This window comes from Paenibacillus sp. Y930 (genome assembly GCF_056786375.1).
This window is the reverse complement of sequence record NZ_JBXCIX010000005.1, coordinates 247,680-263,971: the sequence shown is the minus strand read 5'-3', so window position 1 is coordinate 263,971 and position 16,292 is coordinate 247,680. Positions and strand designations below refer to the sequence as shown.

Below are 16,292 nucleotides of genomic sequence, written 5' to 3'. Positions count from 1 at the left end.
ATTGCGTTCTTTGCCTTTCATTTACCTAACAAAATAGAAAAGCATGTGACATTATTGTCACATGCTTACAATATTAACGAAATCATTGTTTTTTAGAAACGTTAAAGTAAAGGTTGTACTTGAGTTTAGGTGTGACTCCACATCTATATGGATGAGCAATGAATCTGCTGCTTTTTTTGTTAGGTATAAGCCCATGCCTGTTGATGAATTATCATAATGTGTAGTTGTTGATGTAAAGCCTTTATCAAAAATCCGAGGAATATCTTTGGCATCAATTCCACGCCCAAAGTCTTTTATTCGTAAGTGAGTTTGATTATTATGCTCATAGCTTTGAATGATAATATCATGTGCTTCACTATATTTAATGGAATTAGTTAAAAGTTGTCGGATGATGAAGGACACCCATTTAGCATCGCTAACAACTTCCGTTAGTTCTAACTGAATGTCAAAGCCAATTCCTTTTTGAATGCACCATGACTGCAATGATTTAATTTCTTTGAAAACTAACGATTTTAAATCTATAGTTTCTATATATAAATCATTTTCTATAAATAATAGACGCTTTTGATGTAACTGTTGGTCAAGTAGCAAATGAATTCTGAGCCATTCATAAGATAGATGGGCTTTCAATGATTTATCATCTAATCGCTCAATCATTAAATGCATAGCCGTCAACGGTGTTTTCACTTCATGAATCCAAGACAAAAGTTCGTCTTGCTCTTGCTCTAACAGAATACGATTTTGCATAGCTATCTGTCTCAAATGCTCTGATTGATCAGTAATGCTTTGTTCAACTATTTTTTCAAAAGGACTATCAGGTTGGTTTATAGCTGATAAATCAAGATTGTTCTCCCATTCCTCTAGGCTTCTATAAAATTTTGTTTCTTTGTTGTAGCGAATGATTAAAAAGAAGAAAAAAATCATCGTTGTTAAAAAGACCATATAGAGAATGGGCTGGAATGAGATCGTCGCATCAATATAAGCAATAAAGATGATAAGAAATTGCTGGAATAAAAACAGAACAATCCAGCTCCAACGTTCACGTAAAAATGTTATGACCATTAGTGAGCCTCTTCCATAGCGATATAACCTTGCCCGGTTTTTGTTTCGATAAACCGCCCTAAACCAAGCTCATCTAGTTTTTTACGTAATCGATTTAGATTGACCGTTAAAGTGTTATCACTTACAAAGCGTTCATCATCCCATAAGCTTGTTATTAATTCTTCCCGACTAACGATCTTATTTTTTTTCTTGATCAGTAGTTTTAGAATGTAAATTTCATTCTTCGTTAATTCGATTGATCCTACCTCATTGGTAACGATATTTTTTTCATAATCAACCGTTGCACTGCGCCATGTTTTCAGTGTTATTGGTTCCGTATTATAATTATACACACGGCGAAGAATAGCTTGTACTTTAGCAACCAATACTTCAAAATGAAACGGCTTTTGAACAAAATCATCAGCTCCCAACTGCATCGACATAACCATGTCAGTTGGATGGTCACGGGAAGATAAAAATATAATAGGAACGTTTGAATGGGACCGAATTATTCGACACCAATGAAACCCATCAAACTTTGGAAGTTGAATATCAATAATAACTAAATCGGGTTTTATCGCTATAAATTGTTCCATCACCGTACTAAAATCTTGAATGCCGTAAACTTCATAAGACCATTGCGTAAATCTATCTTTGATTTCATTAAATAGAGTTTCATCATCTTCTATTAACATCAATTTAAACAATGGATTCACCACACTTTCAACTTTTTCACCATTTAAAGTTTATAGCAAAACTTTTATCAATGCTATAGGGATTAATTACATTTATATTGATTTATTTCTATATAATGGATACAATATGTATAATCTTTTATTTGAGGTGAAATGGATGTCTTTCCGTATCGTTCGAAGTAACTAGTTATCGGGCTGGGTAAAACGCGTACCAGCTATCAAAGGGGATAATATGTCCTTTTGATTGTATACAGACTAGTATTTGAACGGTGCCGGGAAGTCATTTTTAGAACCAGGCACTTACGCTATTTAACATGAATGACCATCTATTTGTGGTTATTTATTGTTGAATTGTGAAGAGTTGCTTGGTTTTTTTATACCCATTTGAAAGATTGGAGCGTAACGATTATGTTGAAGAAGATTGTTATACACCTAAAGTGGTGGATATTTGTTTATATATTGCTAGGATTCACAATTCAATTTTTAAGTAGTTTAGGTATTGTGCTGTTCCAGAAAATACTCGATATGATAATGGTAATCAATAGTTTTAGTGACGTGTCATCCTTAATTATTAGCTATGCACTACTGCTAGGTGGGGTGGCTACACTTAACTATTTTGCGGAATACCCAAGTGTACATTTATCAAATAGTATAACAGAAAGATTGAAAATTATGGCATTATCGAAAATATCTCGAATTGATTATCAAGCATATCAACATATTGGTACGGGACAAATGATAAAAGTTATTGAGAATGGAGCTTTTGCTGGAAACAGCATTATTTTTTCTTTCTTTCTCAGAACACTTCATGAGTTACTGCCAACAATTATTTACAGCTTATTTTTTATTAGTTTCTATGACATAAGAATCATGGTAGTGATCGCGGTTGGATATGTATTCATCTTTCTTGTAACGAATATACTATTGAAATATTTGTACAATATAAAATCTACGATACTTAAAGAACAAGAAAATATGTCTAGATATTCGATACGTGGATTCATGGAGTTAGTTGTCTTTAGAACCAACAAAAGATATGATGCAGAGATCAATAAGTTAAGTGTTACTGCACGTAATATTATAAAAAGCAGTTCTCAACTGAAAATGATACATGAATCTTTTTTCGCTATTTTTGAGTTATTTATCACTTCTATAAAAATCATAGTTATGATTTACGGAATTAACAGTGTGTTAGCAGGTGAGATATCGATTGGGATTGTCGTGGCACTGTTTATGTTTATTGATAAGATTTATTCCCCAATTGCAATTTTCAATATTCTATTTGTGGATTATAAACTTAATAAGGTTACTTATAATAGGTTTAATGATTTTATTAATGCCCCAGAAGATAGCAATTTGGAATCGGGGCATAAGATTATTGAACTACAAGGTGATATTGAATTTAGAAATGTTTCCTTTAATTATGGTAGTGTCAAGATATTGAACAATATATCTTTCTCGATTGAACGAGGAGCATCGGTTGCTTTTGTTGGGTTAAGTGGGGGTGGAAAGTCCACAATTATTAAATTAATTGTAGGGTTATTAAAGAAAACGGATGGTAATATCTTATTGGACAAGCTAGAGATAGATGATATTAACCTTAACAGTTACTATGATCATATTTCCTATTTATCACAAGATACTCCGATTTTTGATACTTCTATTAGAGGCAATATTGTATTTGATCATAATATTTCAGATGAAGAGATATATAGTATTTTGGAAAAAGTTCATTTGAAGGAGAAAATATTAAATTTACCAGAGAAATTGGATACTTTGATCGGTGAGAAAGGTGTCAAATTATCCGGAGGAGAAAGACAACGATTAGCATTCGCCAGAATACTTTTTCAAAAAAGAAATGTGTTAATACTTGATGAACCCGTATCGGCATTAGACAATCTCACGGAGAAAAGTATAATGGAAACTATTCTGAACGAATGTAGAGATAAAACAATAATCATTATTGCTCATCGGTTAGATTTTATAAAGGATGTAGATAAGATATTAGTTGTGGAGAATGGCTCTATTGTGGGTGAAGGGAATTTTGATTACTTAATAGAACATAATGATTCATTCAAAGCGTTATGGAATCGAAAAAGCAAGGATATATTGAACGAATGAAGCCATGGTAACACCTTAACTATACTGAAACAACGAAAGGCACCCATATTGGGTGCCTTTCAATTTTGTATTTAGATTAGGTGGTTTAATTCACCTTGCGTCTGAATGGGTTACTTAACACTTGTTGTATTACTTCGTTTCAATTATCGCTACTGCTTTCGCATCAAGTGTTAGCTGCTGCGCTACTTCATTCTCGCTAATCAGTTCTGTACCTTGCAGCTGACCCAAATCAACCTGCACAGCATCATCATTATGATTCAGAATAAATAGTAATGGCTGTCCTTGCGGAGAAACTCGTGTTGATACCTCGACACCTGAAACCGGTGCGATCGGTGCATGAATTCCTTTAGCTTCACAGATATGAGCCAATAATCCCTGCAAAAATGCTGGCTCAGGGCTAGTAGCCACATACCACGCTTGACCTGCTCCAAATTGATTGACGGTTAGTGCAGGCATTCCTTTATAAAATTCACTGCCATAAACAGCCTTTACTTCCGCTCCCTCGGCATGAATCAAATCACAAACGATATTACAGCTATATTCTCCTGATAATGCTCCAAGCTCAGCAGGCAGTACGATTTGATTGCTTTGATCAGGGAATAAAGCATCAATCTCCTCAGCCCATATTCCTAGCACTTTACGGAGCTCGCCAGGATATCCTCCGAGCGTAACGATATCATTCTCATTAACAATCCCACTAAAGAAGGTCGTTAAGAATGTACCTCCTGCGTGCACAAATTGCTCAACCTTAGCAGCATAGCCTTCCTTAACCATATACAGCACAGGAGCAATAACGACATCATAGTCTGATAAGCTATCATCTACGCCAATCATATCAACTTGGACGTTTTGCTGGAACAAGGCATCATAATATTTGTGTACTTCTTTAACGTAATCTAAGGCAACAGTAGGACCGCTAGATAGCTCAATTGCCCAGCGATTTTCCCAATCAAACACGATAGCCACTTTTGCTTTAATGCGACTATCTAATATTTTATCTGATAAAGTATATAATTCCTGACCTAATTGTGCACATTCACGGAATACTCTTGTATGCTCATGTCCTACATGCTCAATAACTGCACCATGGTATTTTTCACATGCGCCGACTGATCTTCGCAATTGGAAGAACAGTACCGTATCTGCACCATGCGCAACAGCCTGATAGCTCCAAAGCTTCATAACACCTGGGCGCTTCAAGGAATTGTATGGCTGCCAATTTTGCTGACTTGGTGTTTGCTCCATTAGCATAAACGGCTGTCCTTGCTTAATACCTCTCATCAAATCATGCGTCATCGAGGTTAAACTAATAGGTGTATCAAGCGACGGATAATTATCCCATGAAACTACATCTACTTCTTTAGCCCATTTAAAGTAATCCAGCTCTTTGTATAAGCCCATCATATTCGTTGTAACGGGCAGATCAGGAGTATGCTTTTTGATAGCAGCATGCTCAAGCTTATAGCATTCAAGCAGGCTGTCAGACATAAATCTACGATAATCTAACGATATGCCTTGGAAGTTAGTACGGTCTGCACCCCATTCCTCAGATAAAGCACTAGGAGGCACAATTTCCTCCCAATCGTAGAAGGTATGTCCCCAAAAGCGTGTATTCCAAACTTTATTAAGTTGTTCAATCGTATGATATTGTTGCTCTAGCCATGTACGGAAGCCTGCTGCACAATTATCACAATAGCAGTATCCACCATATTCATTACTAACATGCCAAACGAGTAGTGCTTCATGATCTTTATAGCGATGCGCTAGCTTTTCGGCTAATCTTTCAGAATATTTCCGATAGGTAGGGCTGTTCGGACATGAGTTATGTCTGCCGCCAAATTTGCGCTTACGCCCATCAAAGTCTACACGCAATACATCAGGATATTGGCGAGCCATCCAAGCAGGATGCGCCGCTGTACTTGTCGCTAAGCATACGTATACGCCATCTGCATGCAATCGTTCAATAATTTGATCTAAACGAGAAAAATCGTACGTATCTTCAGTAGGCTGCAATAATGCCCAAGAAAATACGTTAACCGTAGCTACGTCGATGCCGGCAAGTTTGAACATGCGTACATCCTCGTCCATTACCTCGTGATCCCATTGCTCGGGGTTGTAATCCCCACCGTACCATATTTTTGGAAGCTTGCTATTAATCATGACTACACCTCATTTATTAAAGTTAGATATAAGAATAAGTACAGTATATATTAATATCAAATGTGTTAAAATATAATATATTTTCAATCTTATATAATAATATGGAAGTATAGTGATAGAGAGGTGAAGGAAATGAGGCATACGCGATTTGAATTAACGCCATCTGCAAGCGGTGGTTTTCCTTTATTTATCGAGAGTATAGGACATCATGAGGATCAAGAAAAGCTAGTTCGAACCGACGGATTTACACACTTTCATTGGCTGCAAACGTACGAGGGTGAAGGTGAATTTATTATTGAGGACAAGTCGTATCGACTTACAAAAGGTTCGGGGGTTTTGTTATATCCTGGAGTATCCCATACGTATTATGCGGTGACAGAGCAATGGTGCACACAATATATTACGTTTGGCGGTAGTGATGTTGATACGATACTGCGCACGCTTAATATGCAGCAGTCTGCCTATTTCAGCTGGGAGGAGCAATCTCCGCTACATATGACGATTACGAACATCATCGAAAAGCTTATCAACATGAATAATGAATTATATTATTCTAGCTATGATGCATCGGCTGACTTATACTTTTTCTTTATGCAGCTGAAGCAGCATGGGCAAATGAATAATCGTACATCGATTCAGCGTCATATTGTGCAGCTACAGCCAGTATTGGATTGGTTAGAGCTTCATTATGCTGATCCAGATGTTGGACTAGAGCAAATGGCAACGGTACTTAAGCTAACGCCAAGGCAGATGAATACATTGTTCCAAACGGCCTTTCATGTATCTCCTTATGCGTATCTTATAAGGCTGCGACTTAGAAAATCCAAGGAAATGCTGCTGCATGAACGAGAGATATCGATTACGAAAATTGCGAGCCGTGTAGGCTTTCGCGACGTCAGTCATTTTGTAGCTAGCTTTCGTAAGCAGATGGAATTAACTCCTGAGAAGTTCAGGGTAATGAATTGAGCTGAACAACGTTTAAGGGGCATCCCATCATTGGATGCCCCTTAAACGTTGTCCTGTAGATAATGATGCTCACGTAAAAATAAAGGGGAGCATGAAGTAAGCTGATCTTCCTTGTAAGTCCTAGACGTTTAACTCCGGTGTCTGTCTAGTCGATGGTTTAACAAAACTAACTAATAACCAACGTGAGATTGGTCCAACGATTAGTAATTGCGCTGGAAGTGCCACGATAATATTTAGTCCAACAGTTTTAACATATGCAATGAAATATGAACCCTCAATTCCAATCAATGTCGCCTTTAGAATAACTCCGTAGACTGACATAATAAGAACCATGGAGGGAACCATACAAAAAGCAATGGCCAAAATAAAATTGATTTTCTTCGATTTATCATATGGAAGTGATAGGGCAAGTTTTCGCGCTCTAGGCTCAACTAATGATTCAACGATAAAAGCGACAACAAACGTAATGACAAATTGAATCAATGCACTTCCGATTGTCAATTCTGAAAATCCGTGTAAAGCTGTGTTATAAGTGGACATAATAAAAACCATCCCAAAACACATAAATAGTCCGAAAATAATACCTTCTTTTTTGTTACTAGGAAACTAAGACATCCTTCCTTTTAAGAGCATAACGTTGATTATAGAGGACCGATTTTCTTTTCATAAGTGACGTTTTTGTGAATTTTAGAAATTAAATATTTTGTTGGCATTTAACGGTAGTTACTACCATGACAACACCAACGTATTGAGCTATACTTAGAAACGTTATAAACACCCTTCAAATTTTTATTTTCAGCCGAGAACACTCGTGACTTCAGTCGTGAGAGGTTCAAAGAAAGGGGTTTTTGTTATAATTAAATTACATAATGTTAGTAAAAATTACTCGCAGTTTCAGGTGATTAAACCTATATCTTTAACGATATCTAAAGGTGAAATATATGGAATTATTGGAGCTAGCGGAGCAGGGAAATCCACCTTGCTGCGGCTTATCAATTTGTTGGAAGTTCCCGATCAAGGTGAAGTGGAGGTTAATGGTCAGCAGCTAACACGTTTGAACAGTTATAAGCTGAGGCAAGCACGGAAATCAATTGGGATGATCTTTCAGCATTTCAACTTAGTTGCCAATAAAACAGTTTATAATAATGTAGCAGTGGCCTTACAATTGGCAAATTATCCAAAGGAAGAACGCCGAAGTCGCGTGTTGGAGTGTCTACAATTTGTTGGCTTGGAAAGCTATATGGATAAATATCCTGCACAGTTGAGTGGTGGTCAAAAGCAGCGTGTAGCTATTGCTAGAGCATTGGCGAATAAGCCACAGCTACTACTCTGTGATGAACCAACCTCGTCTCTCGATCCGAATACAACGGCTGAAATATTAGCAGTACTAGAAAATATTAATAAGCATCTCGGAGTGACAATCGTTATCGTTAGCCATGAGATGGATGTCATTCGCAGTATATGTCATCGCGTAGCTGTCATGGCGGATGGCGAAATCTATGACACGGTAGCGATCCAGCCTAAAGGGATTCACAATATAGACCATAGCGCTGAAAGCTTTGTAAAGCAGCTAACAAAGGATGGTGCGAGCGACCATGCCTGAAGTTTTAGTGCAATATCAAGCGGAAATAATCAAAGCTCTCGGCGAAACCTTTGTCATGGTTGGTGCTTCTATTGTGGCTGCGGTGCTGATCGGATTGCCAATTGGTACGTTTCTGTTCCTCTGCAGGAAAGGGCAGATGCTAGCGCACCGATTTACCTTTCATCTTTTAAATTTGTTAGTCAACACGATACGTTCGTTTCCGTTTTTATTGCTGGTCGTTTTTCTTATCCCATTTACAAGATTAATGGTTGGGACTGCGATTGGCACTACAGCCGCAATCGTGCCATTAGCAATTATAGCGATTGCCCACTATTCGCGCTTAGTCGAGCAATCGTTGCTTGATGTACCTAAAGGAGTGCTCGAAGCGGCAATTTCAATGGGAGCATCGGTTAAAGATGTTATTTTCAAGTTTCTGTATGTGGAGGCTCGCTCTGGACTTGTGCTCGGATTAACGACATCGATTATTAGTTTTATTTCATACTCGACGATTATGGGTGTTGTTGGCGGTGGCGGTATAGGGGATTTTGCGATTCGATATGGTTATCAGCAGTTCAAAACAGACTTGATGCTCTATGTTATTATTATTATAGTTATACTGGTACAGCTTATCCAATGGATTGGGGCAACTGTAGCCAAAAAAATAGATAAAAGATAGATAAGAGCTTATGCTTTCGAAGTAACTTTTTATTGTCGAAGAGGCAGATTTTGAAAGTACACAAAAAGTTTTAAGGAGAGAAATAAAATGAGAAAAATGCTGTTAATGTTTACGATACTTACATTTATTGTAGCTGGTTGTGGTCAGGCGAACGAAGGTAATAAAGCGAATGAAGTTAATAATGGTGGAAATGCGCAAGGACAAGCGGAAGTAACATTGAAGGTTGCTTCATTAATTGCTCCAATGACAGAAATTCTTGAGCTTGCTAAGCCGAAGCTAGCGGAACAAGGAATTAATCTTGAAGTTGTTGTACTAGGTGATAATGTTCAGCCTAATAGCGCCCTTGCAGCAAAAGAAGTGGATGCGAACTTCTTTCAACATGTTCCGTATATGGAAGAATTCAATAGAAACAAAGATACAGAGCTAGTTCCTGTTACACCGATATATTTTGCCAACTATGGTGTATATGCTAAAGCGTACAAATCTATGGATGAATTACCTGAAGGTGCGGTCATTGCTATAGCGAATGATGTATCTAATGTGGATCGTTCATTGGCGATGCTGGCTCAGAATGATGTTATTACGCTGAAAGAAAAGACGGGTACTTATTATACACAAGCAGATATTATCGACAACCCGAAAAATTATAAATTCGAAGAAATTGATTTGTTAATGCTAGCGAGAATGTATGATGATGCAGATGCAGTCGTTATGACACCTGCGTATGCTGCACCGCTTAACTTAACACCAAAGAGTGATGCTCTTCTTACGGAAGGAATCGAAAATGATTTTGCAATTACGTTAGTTGCACGCAAAGATAATGTCGATTCTGAGCCGATTCAAAAGCTAGCTGAAGCGATGACAAGCCCAGAAATAAGCAAGTTTTTAGAAGAAAATTATAGTGAAACGGCAATTCCAGCGTTTTAATGAAACAAGGGCGAATTCTCATTCAGCGTTGAATGGAAATTCGCCTTTATCTATTTATCAGTTCCTTAGCCTACATCTACCCGATCAATCTTTCTAAAGCTTAGATAAGATAATAGTATTCCGAGTGCAGCAAGTGATAATGGAATAGCTATGATTGAGCTTAAGGAAAAGCCTGCGTTACTAGAGCATGTGATTATGACAATAAAGATAGAGGATGTAGTCGTTGCTGCTACTGATTTGTTTCGCATACCGAAAGCTAACGGTATGAGACTCATACCTGCAGCACCAAAGGCTTGCATAATTACATAGGTTATATGTTCAGAAACAATTTTACTTGTTAAAGTATCCGATAAATAGCCAAAACCTGAATCAATAGCTACAAACAAGGCGTCTATCATAAGATTAGCTATAATAACATTGGCAAATGTCCATACAAAAACAATCGATAACTTAGCAAAGATAAGCTTCTTGCGGCTTATTGGATAGGTAAAAAGAAGTGCCATAGTCTTGTCTTTGAATTCATTAATAATGAGTTTGGATATGAGCACGGATGCGTAGATAATAAAAGTCGCTCGAACGAAAATGTCGATCGTTTGGAACATTTCTGCATAGTTCTGAAAAGCAGGATCTGTACTGTCTATGCTTTCAATAAAGTATAAGAGTAATATAAAACCAGCAATGACCCCATAAGCGATCAACGAACCCCAAATATAGCTATTAAAACGTCCTTTCTTAAGCTCTAGCTTGATGAGATGGAACATAATCAACGCCTCCTTTAATCATATCGAAGAAATATTCCTCTAATGTATGATGACGACGATTAATTGACTCGATGGGTACATTGTTCATGATGAGTCCTTTGGATAACGCTTCTTGCGTAATGCTTGAATCATAGATACGAATAACATGATCGCTAATCTTTCTGAAATTTTTAATTTTCAGCGTTTCAGCTAACACGAATGATGCTGAGATAGTATCTGATGTTGTAATTTCTACATAAACAGTAGCAGAAGCACGTACTGTCTCCATCGATACCTCTCTGATCATTCTTCCCTTATTGATAACACCAATCGTATCAGCTACTTGCTCGATCTCTGTAAGCAGATGACTGGAGATAAGTAGAGTCATGCCCCAATCATCACGTAATCTACGGAACAAATTTCGCATAGCGTGAATACCTTCTGGATCTAAGCCATTAATAGGTTCGTCTAATAGTAATAATTCGGGTCGAGTAGAAATTGCTCTAGCAATACCTAGCCTCTGTCGCATACCGACGGAGAATTGCTTTACAGGCTTATTCTCTACACCAATCAGCTGTACTAGCTCTAATGCATCGTGAATGGCTTGTTTGTTGTAGTAACCCATGTATTCTGTATGCAGCTCCAAGTTTTGTACCGCCGTTAGTTTTTCGTAGAAGGGCGGGATTTCTATTAAGTGCCCAATTCGCTTAAGATGATCTCTTGAATTAAAGTTTATTCGCTTCCCAAACAGTTCGATTTCACCGCTAGATGGTTGCACCAGTCCAAGCAGTATTTTCATTAATGTCGATTTACCAGCACCATTAGGTCCTAGAAATCCATATATCTCACCCTGTTGTACACTCATATTGACGCTAGACAATACATCTGCCTTGTCATAATTTTTGTCGAGTAACCGCGTTCGAATAATTTCTGCCATTGTGTTCACTCCCCTTGATATCAACATAATGTAATCATATCGTGGAAATCTCACTTTTTAATGTCGTAAAGCTTACTTATTTCTTACTTTCTTGGGGAGATCTTATTGCTGTAGCTGGAAGTGTTATGGTGAAGCTAGTATGCAGACCTGGGACGCTCTCAAGATTAATACGCCCTCCTAATCGTTCAGTAAGTCTTTTTGCGATAGTAAGACCAAGTCCGCTACCCTGTATATTACGATTTCTTGAGTCTTCCATTGTATACATTCTCTCAAAAACTCTAATCAAATCTGCTTGAGGTATACCACGACCTTGGTCTTTCACCACAATCTGAATCTTTCCTTCTAATGGAGTGAGAGATAATCCAAGATAACGACCATCGGCACCATAGCGAACAGCATTTGAGAGTAGGTTATCGAGAATTCTCGATAATGCTTCTTCATTCGCATATACGAATACCGCCTCGTCGGGAAGATTAATATCGACCTTGAAGTCATGCTCAGCGAGGAGATCATAGTATGCTAGTATGCGATGACGGCAGACTTCGCACGCATTGATAACAGAAAGTGGAAGATCAAAGTCATCGGCCTCGAGTCTTGTTAGATCAAAGAATGTATTGATCAGTTCATGCACCTCAACGGTCTTTTTATATACTTGATTAAGCATTCTTTGCCGTTCATCTTGTGATAAATCTGTATTCCGTGTAAGCATTTCTGCATAACCCATAATAACGGTGAGTGGCGTCTTCAAATCATGGGATACATTAGCTAGCATCATACGCATTGCCCGTTCCGTTCTTGTGTAATCAGAAGCTAACTGACTGGAATGATCAAGTAATGTATTGATCACTTGAAGTAATTCTCTTAAATGGCTATCACCAGTTACAATAAGGAGACGTTCTTGTAGTTGATAGTTTTTACTCTCTGTAAATTCATGGAGCTTTGTACTTATGTACATTAGCTCTTTTCGAGTTAACTGGTTTGTCATGCGCTCACGTACATACAAAAATAAAAGTCCGACAATAGGGATGATCCAAATCCACCAGAAGTCTCTCATCTAGAGTTCTCCTAGCCGGTAACCAATTCCCCATAGTGTACGAATGTAGCGTGGGTTGGATGGATCATCTTCAATTTTCTCGCGTAAGCGTCTCATATGTACGTTAATGACATTATCATCTTGGTAATATTCTTCGTTCCATATGAGTTGGTAAAGTAAAGCCTTCGTATAAACCCGTGTTGGGTTTTGAACAAACAGCTTTAGAATTTGAAATTCAGTTGCCGTAAGCTTGATTTCCTGATTACGCTTCAACACCTTAAAGTTATCAGGATCAATCATTAATTCACCAACGGAAAGCTTCTGTGAGATCGATTCATGTTCAGATTCCACATTTGAATATTGAGTAGCTCTACGAATGGATGCCTGAACACGAGCAGCCAATTCAAGAAGAGAAAATGGCTTCGTTATATAATCATCAGCACCAAACCGTAAGCCAAGCGCTTTTTCAACTTCGTGATCTTTCGCAGAAAGGATAATTATGGGCACACGACTTTGTCCCCTTATAAGTTGCAAAATGTCTAGTCCATTCAGCTTAGGTAGCATTAAATCAAGCAACACTAGATCATAGCTGCTGGACAGGAATTGCTTGAGAGCCTGTTCACCGTCATTAACAACAGTGGTTGTATAGCCCTCTTTGGTCAAGTAATCGGCCACCATTGTGCTGATGGCAGGATCGTCCTCGATAAGCAGCAGGTTTCCCTCCATTGCTTAATTCCCTCACTTCATTCATATATTTTCAGTTATTTCCTATTTTACGGTAGCGGTGTCTTTCCTACAAGAAGTATCCTATGTCGGAGAATTTTTTTGTTGTAATCAAAGAAGATTTAGGCGATGTTGCTGTCGAAGAAATTATTTAAGCGTGGGCAAGGGATACATGATATATACGTATATTCAAACAGTTTTAAAAAAGCCCTGCTACACGATATTGGTAGCAAGGCTGTTATATATTGACCAGTAATGAATGAAAAGGGTAAAAATTAACTGGGGGTGTATAATCGAAACTTCAAAGAATTCGCCTTTATCTATTCAATTGCGGTAAGGCTCTCTAGATCTATTGCTTCTGTATTAGGATCTAACCATGCTTTAATAGCTAATTGTACTGCTTCTAAACTACTGTCTCTTGGCATATAATAATATACTCCGTTGATTCTTTCATCATAACCATCAATCATGTAGTTAGATATTTCAGGAGTGGATTTTACTAAGGCTTCTGCCCAATTCATGATATCTTCTGCCTTCATATTTGTTTTGAAATTTTCTCCACCTATTTGAATAAGATCGTCGATTTTTGATAAGTTTCCTATATTCTTCATTTCCTTAATCATCGCACTAATAAAAATTCGTTGTCTTTCCGTTCGCTTGAAGTCAGAATCTTCACGATAGCGAACATAGTTAAGGGCATCAGTGCCAAAGTATTCAGGCTTATTTGCTTCAATTGTAAATTTCTCGTGACCCCTGCCCTTATTAACAATATCCTTTGTAATAGGAAGCTTTACTCCTCCTATCGTGTCTACCACATCTTTTAGTCCATTAAAGTTAATCGTAGCGTAGTAATGGGCAGGATTCCCCAAAAACTGCTCAATCGTTTCGATGCTCATTTTTGCACCACCAAAGGCGAAGGCGGCATTTACTTTATCCTTGTATTTCCTACCTACAATATCTACACGGGTATCTCTCGGTATTGAAATGAGCAACAATTTACTATCCTTTGGTCGAACTACAGCGTAAATTAAAGCATCAGATCGCCCAGTTTCCTGCTCTCTTTGATCAACGCCCAGTAAAAATAATGAAAATGGTTCCTTATCTTTAATTCCTATCGGTGGCTCAACATTATCTATCGGGACATAAGCTTCCTCGAATGCTTTACCGATCTCTTTGGAGTACAATGCTTTAAATAAATAGAGGGCAATTTGATTTTTGAATGTTAACCCACATATTACAGCGATACATACGATTATTAAACTTATATATAATATTATTTTTTTGCGTTTCTTTTTATTGATATGATTTAGAGTTCTTGAAGTAGTCTTGTTTGGCTTGTTAGTTGACTGCTTTACAGTACTCAATCTTTTCACCGCTTCCTATTTATATAATTGCAATATTATGTAATTAATAAGACGTAGAGTGATTATTAAAGGTTGCATTTCATATCTAAACGATAAAACCCAGTATAACGAAAGAGGAAGATAAACATCCTATTCGGATGATTTACCTTCCTCTTTATATGTATTATCATTTAATTATTTAATCTAACAAAATAAAGTTAAGAGGATGTTAGAATTAGTGAATATGCTCTTACGTTAACAGTTCTTGAAGCACATTTTCCAGTGTTGGATAAGAGAAGGAAAAGCCATGCTCTAATAATGAACTTGGTAGAACTGTTTGACCTTCCAATATGAGAATACTCATTTCTCCTAATAGAAGCTTTAGCATAAATGCAGGAACAGGTATCCAGTGTGGTCGATGTAGCACTTTCCCAATCATTTGACCGAACGCTCTCATATTTACAGGATTAGGTGCTGTAAAGTTGACTGGACCTACAATGGAAGTGTTGGATATACAATAAAGCGCTGCACGAATGACATCATCGATATGTATCCAAGATAACATTTGCAGACCACTTCCAATAGTACCCCCGCCATACAACTTATAAGGTAGTACCATACGAGGTAGTGCCCCTTCATGTTCACCAAGAATAACGCCAAAACGCATCAATACAGTTCGTATTCCGCTATTGCTGGCTTCCTGTTCCCATTGATTGACGGTGTCAGATAGGAAATCTGACGGTTTCATCTGTTGTTGCTCTGTGAACGTTTCAGTATGGGAAATGCCATAATAACCTACAGCACTAGCATTCAGTAACACGCTCGGTTTATGTTGCAAAGCTGCAATAATTCGCTGAATTTCCTTTGTTGCAGAGAGGCGACTGTCTAAGATTCTGCTTTTTCTTACAGTTGACCAGCGACCGCTATTCAGTGACTCTCCTGCAAGATTAATAATAGCCTCAACGCCCTCTAATTGTAGCTCTGGTTGATCCCCGTCATTAAGCCAATTGACATAGGTGACACCTTCCATAGGAGAATAAGGCTTCGTATTGCGTGTAAGGATGAATACCTCATGTTGATGATCTAGAAGATGTGATTGGAGCGCTTTCCCGACAAAACCATTACCACCAGCAATTGCAATTTTCATGGTTTTCTCCTCCTCGTATAGATGAGATACAGTTTATGAACATTATAGTACATATTGACATAATAATTTACTAAACGACTAACGATTATTACAAGATCAGGTATCTGAATATTTAGATGCAGATTTATTGCTATTATCGGAGAATGTTTTTGGCAAGGATACTATATTACAAATCAGAACCATATTGGATACCGGAAGAAC

14 protein-coding genes and 1 pseudogene are annotated in these 16,292 nt (G+C 37.6%); 5 read left to right on the top strand and 10 right to left on the bottom strand.

What is annotated here, in order from left to right; translation table 11 throughout:
* Positions 1 to 57: 57 nt before the first annotated feature.
* Together AC1TO5_RS16210 and AC1TO5_RS16205 are read right to left on the bottom strand one after the other, a co-directional pair.
* Positions 58 to 1,062 (bottom strand): sensor histidine kinase, encoded by a 1,005-nt coding sequence (locus AC1TO5_RS16210; RefSeq protein WP_482063868.1) that lies wholly within the window; start codon positions 1,060 to 1,062, stop codon positions 58 to 60.
* On the bottom strand, positions 1,062 to 1,748 hold the full coding sequence (locus tag AC1TO5_RS16205; protein ID WP_482063867.1) for a response regulator: 687 nt from the start codon (positions 1,746 to 1,748) through the stop codon (positions 1,062 to 1,064). Before AC1TO5_RS16205 ends, AC1TO5_RS16210 begins: the two co-directional genes overlap by 1 nt.
* Positions 1,749 to 2,144: 396 nt before the next feature.
* Here AC1TO5_RS16205 and AC1TO5_RS16200 point away from each other — a divergent pair, with 396 nt between their 5' ends.
* Positions 2,145 to 3,857, top strand: coding sequence for an ABC transporter ATP-binding protein (locus AC1TO5_RS16200; protein ID WP_482063866.1), 1,713 nt, complete (start codon positions 2,145 to 2,147; stop codon positions 3,855 to 3,857).
* A 129-nt stretch (positions 3,858 to 3,986) separates the two neighbouring features.
* Here the strand turns inward: AC1TO5_RS16200 and AC1TO5_RS16195 are convergent, their stop codons facing one another.
* Positions 3,987 to 6,017: a beta-galactosidase gene (locus AC1TO5_RS16195; protein WP_482063865.1), complete on the bottom strand. Its 2,031-nt coding sequence runs from the start codon at positions 6,015 to 6,017 to the stop codon at positions 3,987 to 3,989.
* Between the two features lie 132 nt (positions 6,018 to 6,149).
* Here AC1TO5_RS16195 and AC1TO5_RS16190 point away from each other — a divergent pair, with 132 nt between their 5' ends.
* Positions 6,150 to 6,983: a helix-turn-helix domain-containing protein gene (locus AC1TO5_RS16190; RefSeq protein WP_482063864.1), complete on the top strand. Its 834-nt coding sequence runs from the start codon at positions 6,150 to 6,152 to the stop codon at positions 6,981 to 6,983.
* Between the two features lie 120 nt (positions 6,984 to 7,103).
* Here AC1TO5_RS16190 and AC1TO5_RS16185 read toward each other — a convergent pair.
* Positions 7,104 to 7,586, bottom strand: a pseudogene (locus AC1TO5_RS16185) (DUF2798 domain-containing protein); the annotation flags it as partial.
* A 250-nt stretch (positions 7,587 to 7,836) separates the two neighbouring features.
* Between AC1TO5_RS16185 and AC1TO5_RS16180 the strand changes: the two are divergent.
* The 3 genes from AC1TO5_RS16180 (at position 7,837) to AC1TO5_RS16170 (ending at position 10,168) form a co-directional block, all read left to right on the top strand.
* The gene (locus tag AC1TO5_RS16180; RefSeq protein WP_482063980.1) at positions 7,837 to 8,586 is read left to right on the top strand and encodes a methionine ABC transporter ATP-binding protein; all 750 of its coding nucleotides are present in this window, start codon (positions 7,837 to 7,839) and stop codon (positions 8,584 to 8,586) included.
* Entirely contained in the window at positions 8,579 to 9,241 is a 663-nt protein-coding gene (locus AC1TO5_RS16175) for a methionine ABC transporter permease (RefSeq protein WP_482063863.1), read from the top strand. Before AC1TO5_RS16180 ends, AC1TO5_RS16175 begins: the two co-directional genes overlap by 8 nt.
* An 87-nt stretch (positions 9,242 to 9,328) precedes the next feature.
* Entirely contained in the window at positions 9,329 to 10,168 is an 840-nt protein-coding gene (locus tag AC1TO5_RS16170) for a MetQ/NlpA family ABC transporter substrate-binding protein (RefSeq protein WP_482063862.1), read from the top strand.
* Positions 10,169 to 10,233: 65 nt separating this feature from the next.
* Here the strand turns inward: AC1TO5_RS16170 and AC1TO5_RS16165 are convergent, their stop codons facing one another.
* The 6 genes from AC1TO5_RS16165 to AC1TO5_RS16140 form a co-directional block, all read right to left on the bottom strand.
* The gene (locus AC1TO5_RS16165; protein WP_482063861.1) at positions 10,234 to 10,929 is read right to left on the bottom strand and encodes an ABC transporter permease; all 696 of its coding nucleotides are present in this window, start codon (positions 10,927 to 10,929) and stop codon (positions 10,234 to 10,236) included.
* Positions 10,901 to 11,845 (bottom strand): ATP-binding cassette domain-containing protein, encoded by a 945-nt coding sequence (locus AC1TO5_RS16160; protein ID WP_482063860.1) that lies wholly within the window; start codon positions 11,843 to 11,845, stop codon positions 10,901 to 10,903. The genes AC1TO5_RS16165 and AC1TO5_RS16160 overlap by 29 nt, the downstream gene beginning before the upstream one ends.
* Before the next feature lie 76 nt (positions 11,846 to 11,921).
* Positions 11,922 to 12,899: a sensor histidine kinase gene (locus AC1TO5_RS16155; RefSeq protein WP_482063859.1), complete on the bottom strand. Its 978-nt coding sequence runs from the start codon at positions 12,897 to 12,899 to the stop codon at positions 11,922 to 11,924.
* Positions 12,900 to 13,604 carry a response regulator transcription factor gene (locus tag AC1TO5_RS16150; protein ID WP_482063858.1) on the bottom strand — a complete coding sequence of 235 codons (705 nt, stop codon included), beginning with the start codon at positions 13,602 to 13,604 and terminating at the stop codon, positions 12,900 to 12,902. It abuts the gene before it with no gap.
* Positions 13,605 to 13,921: 317 nt separating this feature from the next.
* Positions 13,922 to 14,965, bottom strand: a complete 1,044-nt coding sequence (locus AC1TO5_RS16145; RefSeq protein WP_482063857.1) for an LCP family protein — start codon at positions 14,963 to 14,965, stop codon at positions 13,922 to 13,924.
* Between the two features lie 229 nt (positions 14,966 to 15,194).
* A complete protein-coding gene (locus tag AC1TO5_RS16140; protein WP_482063856.1) occupies positions 15,195 to 16,091 on the bottom strand; it encodes a TIGR01777 family oxidoreductase in 897 nt (298 codons plus the stop codon).
* Positions 16,092 to 16,292: the final 201 nt, after the last annotated feature.

Bases quoted from the DNA above. Each gene is read 5' to 3' on its own strand.
- AC1TO5_RS16210 (WP_482063868.1), bottom strand. From the start codon at position 1,062: ATGGTCATAACATTTTTACGTGAACGTTGGAGCTGGATTGTTCTGTTT.
- AC1TO5_RS16170 (WP_482063862.1), top strand. From the start codon at position 9,329: ATGAGAAAAATGCTGTTAATGTTTACGATACTTACATTTATTGTAGCT.
- AC1TO5_RS16150 (WP_482063858.1), bottom strand. From the start codon at position 13,604: ATGGAGGGAAACCTGCTGCTTATCGAGGACGATCCTGCCATCAGCACA.
- AC1TO5_RS16195 (WP_482063865.1), bottom strand. From the start codon at position 6,017: ATGATTAATAGCAAGCTTCCAAAAATATGGTACGGTGGGGATTACAAC.
- AC1TO5_RS16175 (WP_482063863.1), top strand. From the start codon at position 8,579: ATGCCTGAAGTTTTAGTGCAATATCAAGCGGAAATAATCAAAGCTCTC.
- AC1TO5_RS16155 (WP_482063859.1), bottom strand. From the start codon at position 12,899: ATGAGAGACTTCTGGTGGATTTGGATCATCCCTATTGTCGGACTTTTA.
- AC1TO5_RS16190 (WP_482063864.1), top strand. From the start codon at position 6,150: ATGAGGCATACGCGATTTGAATTAACGCCATCTGCAAGCGGTGGTTTT.
- AC1TO5_RS16165 (WP_482063861.1), bottom strand. From the start codon at position 10,929: ATGTTCCATCTCATCAAGCTAGAGCTTAAGAAAGGACGTTTTAATAGC.
- AC1TO5_RS16160 (WP_482063860.1), bottom strand. From the start codon at position 11,845: ATGGCAGAAATTATTCGAACGCGGTTACTCGACAAAAATTATGACAAG.
- AC1TO5_RS16140 (WP_482063856.1), bottom strand. From the start codon at position 16,091: ATGAAAATTGCAATTGCTGGTGGTAATGGTTTTGTCGGGAAAGCGCTC.
- AC1TO5_RS16200 (WP_482063866.1), top strand. From the start codon at position 2,145: ATGTTGAAGAAGATTGTTATACACCTAAAGTGGTGGATATTTGTTTAT.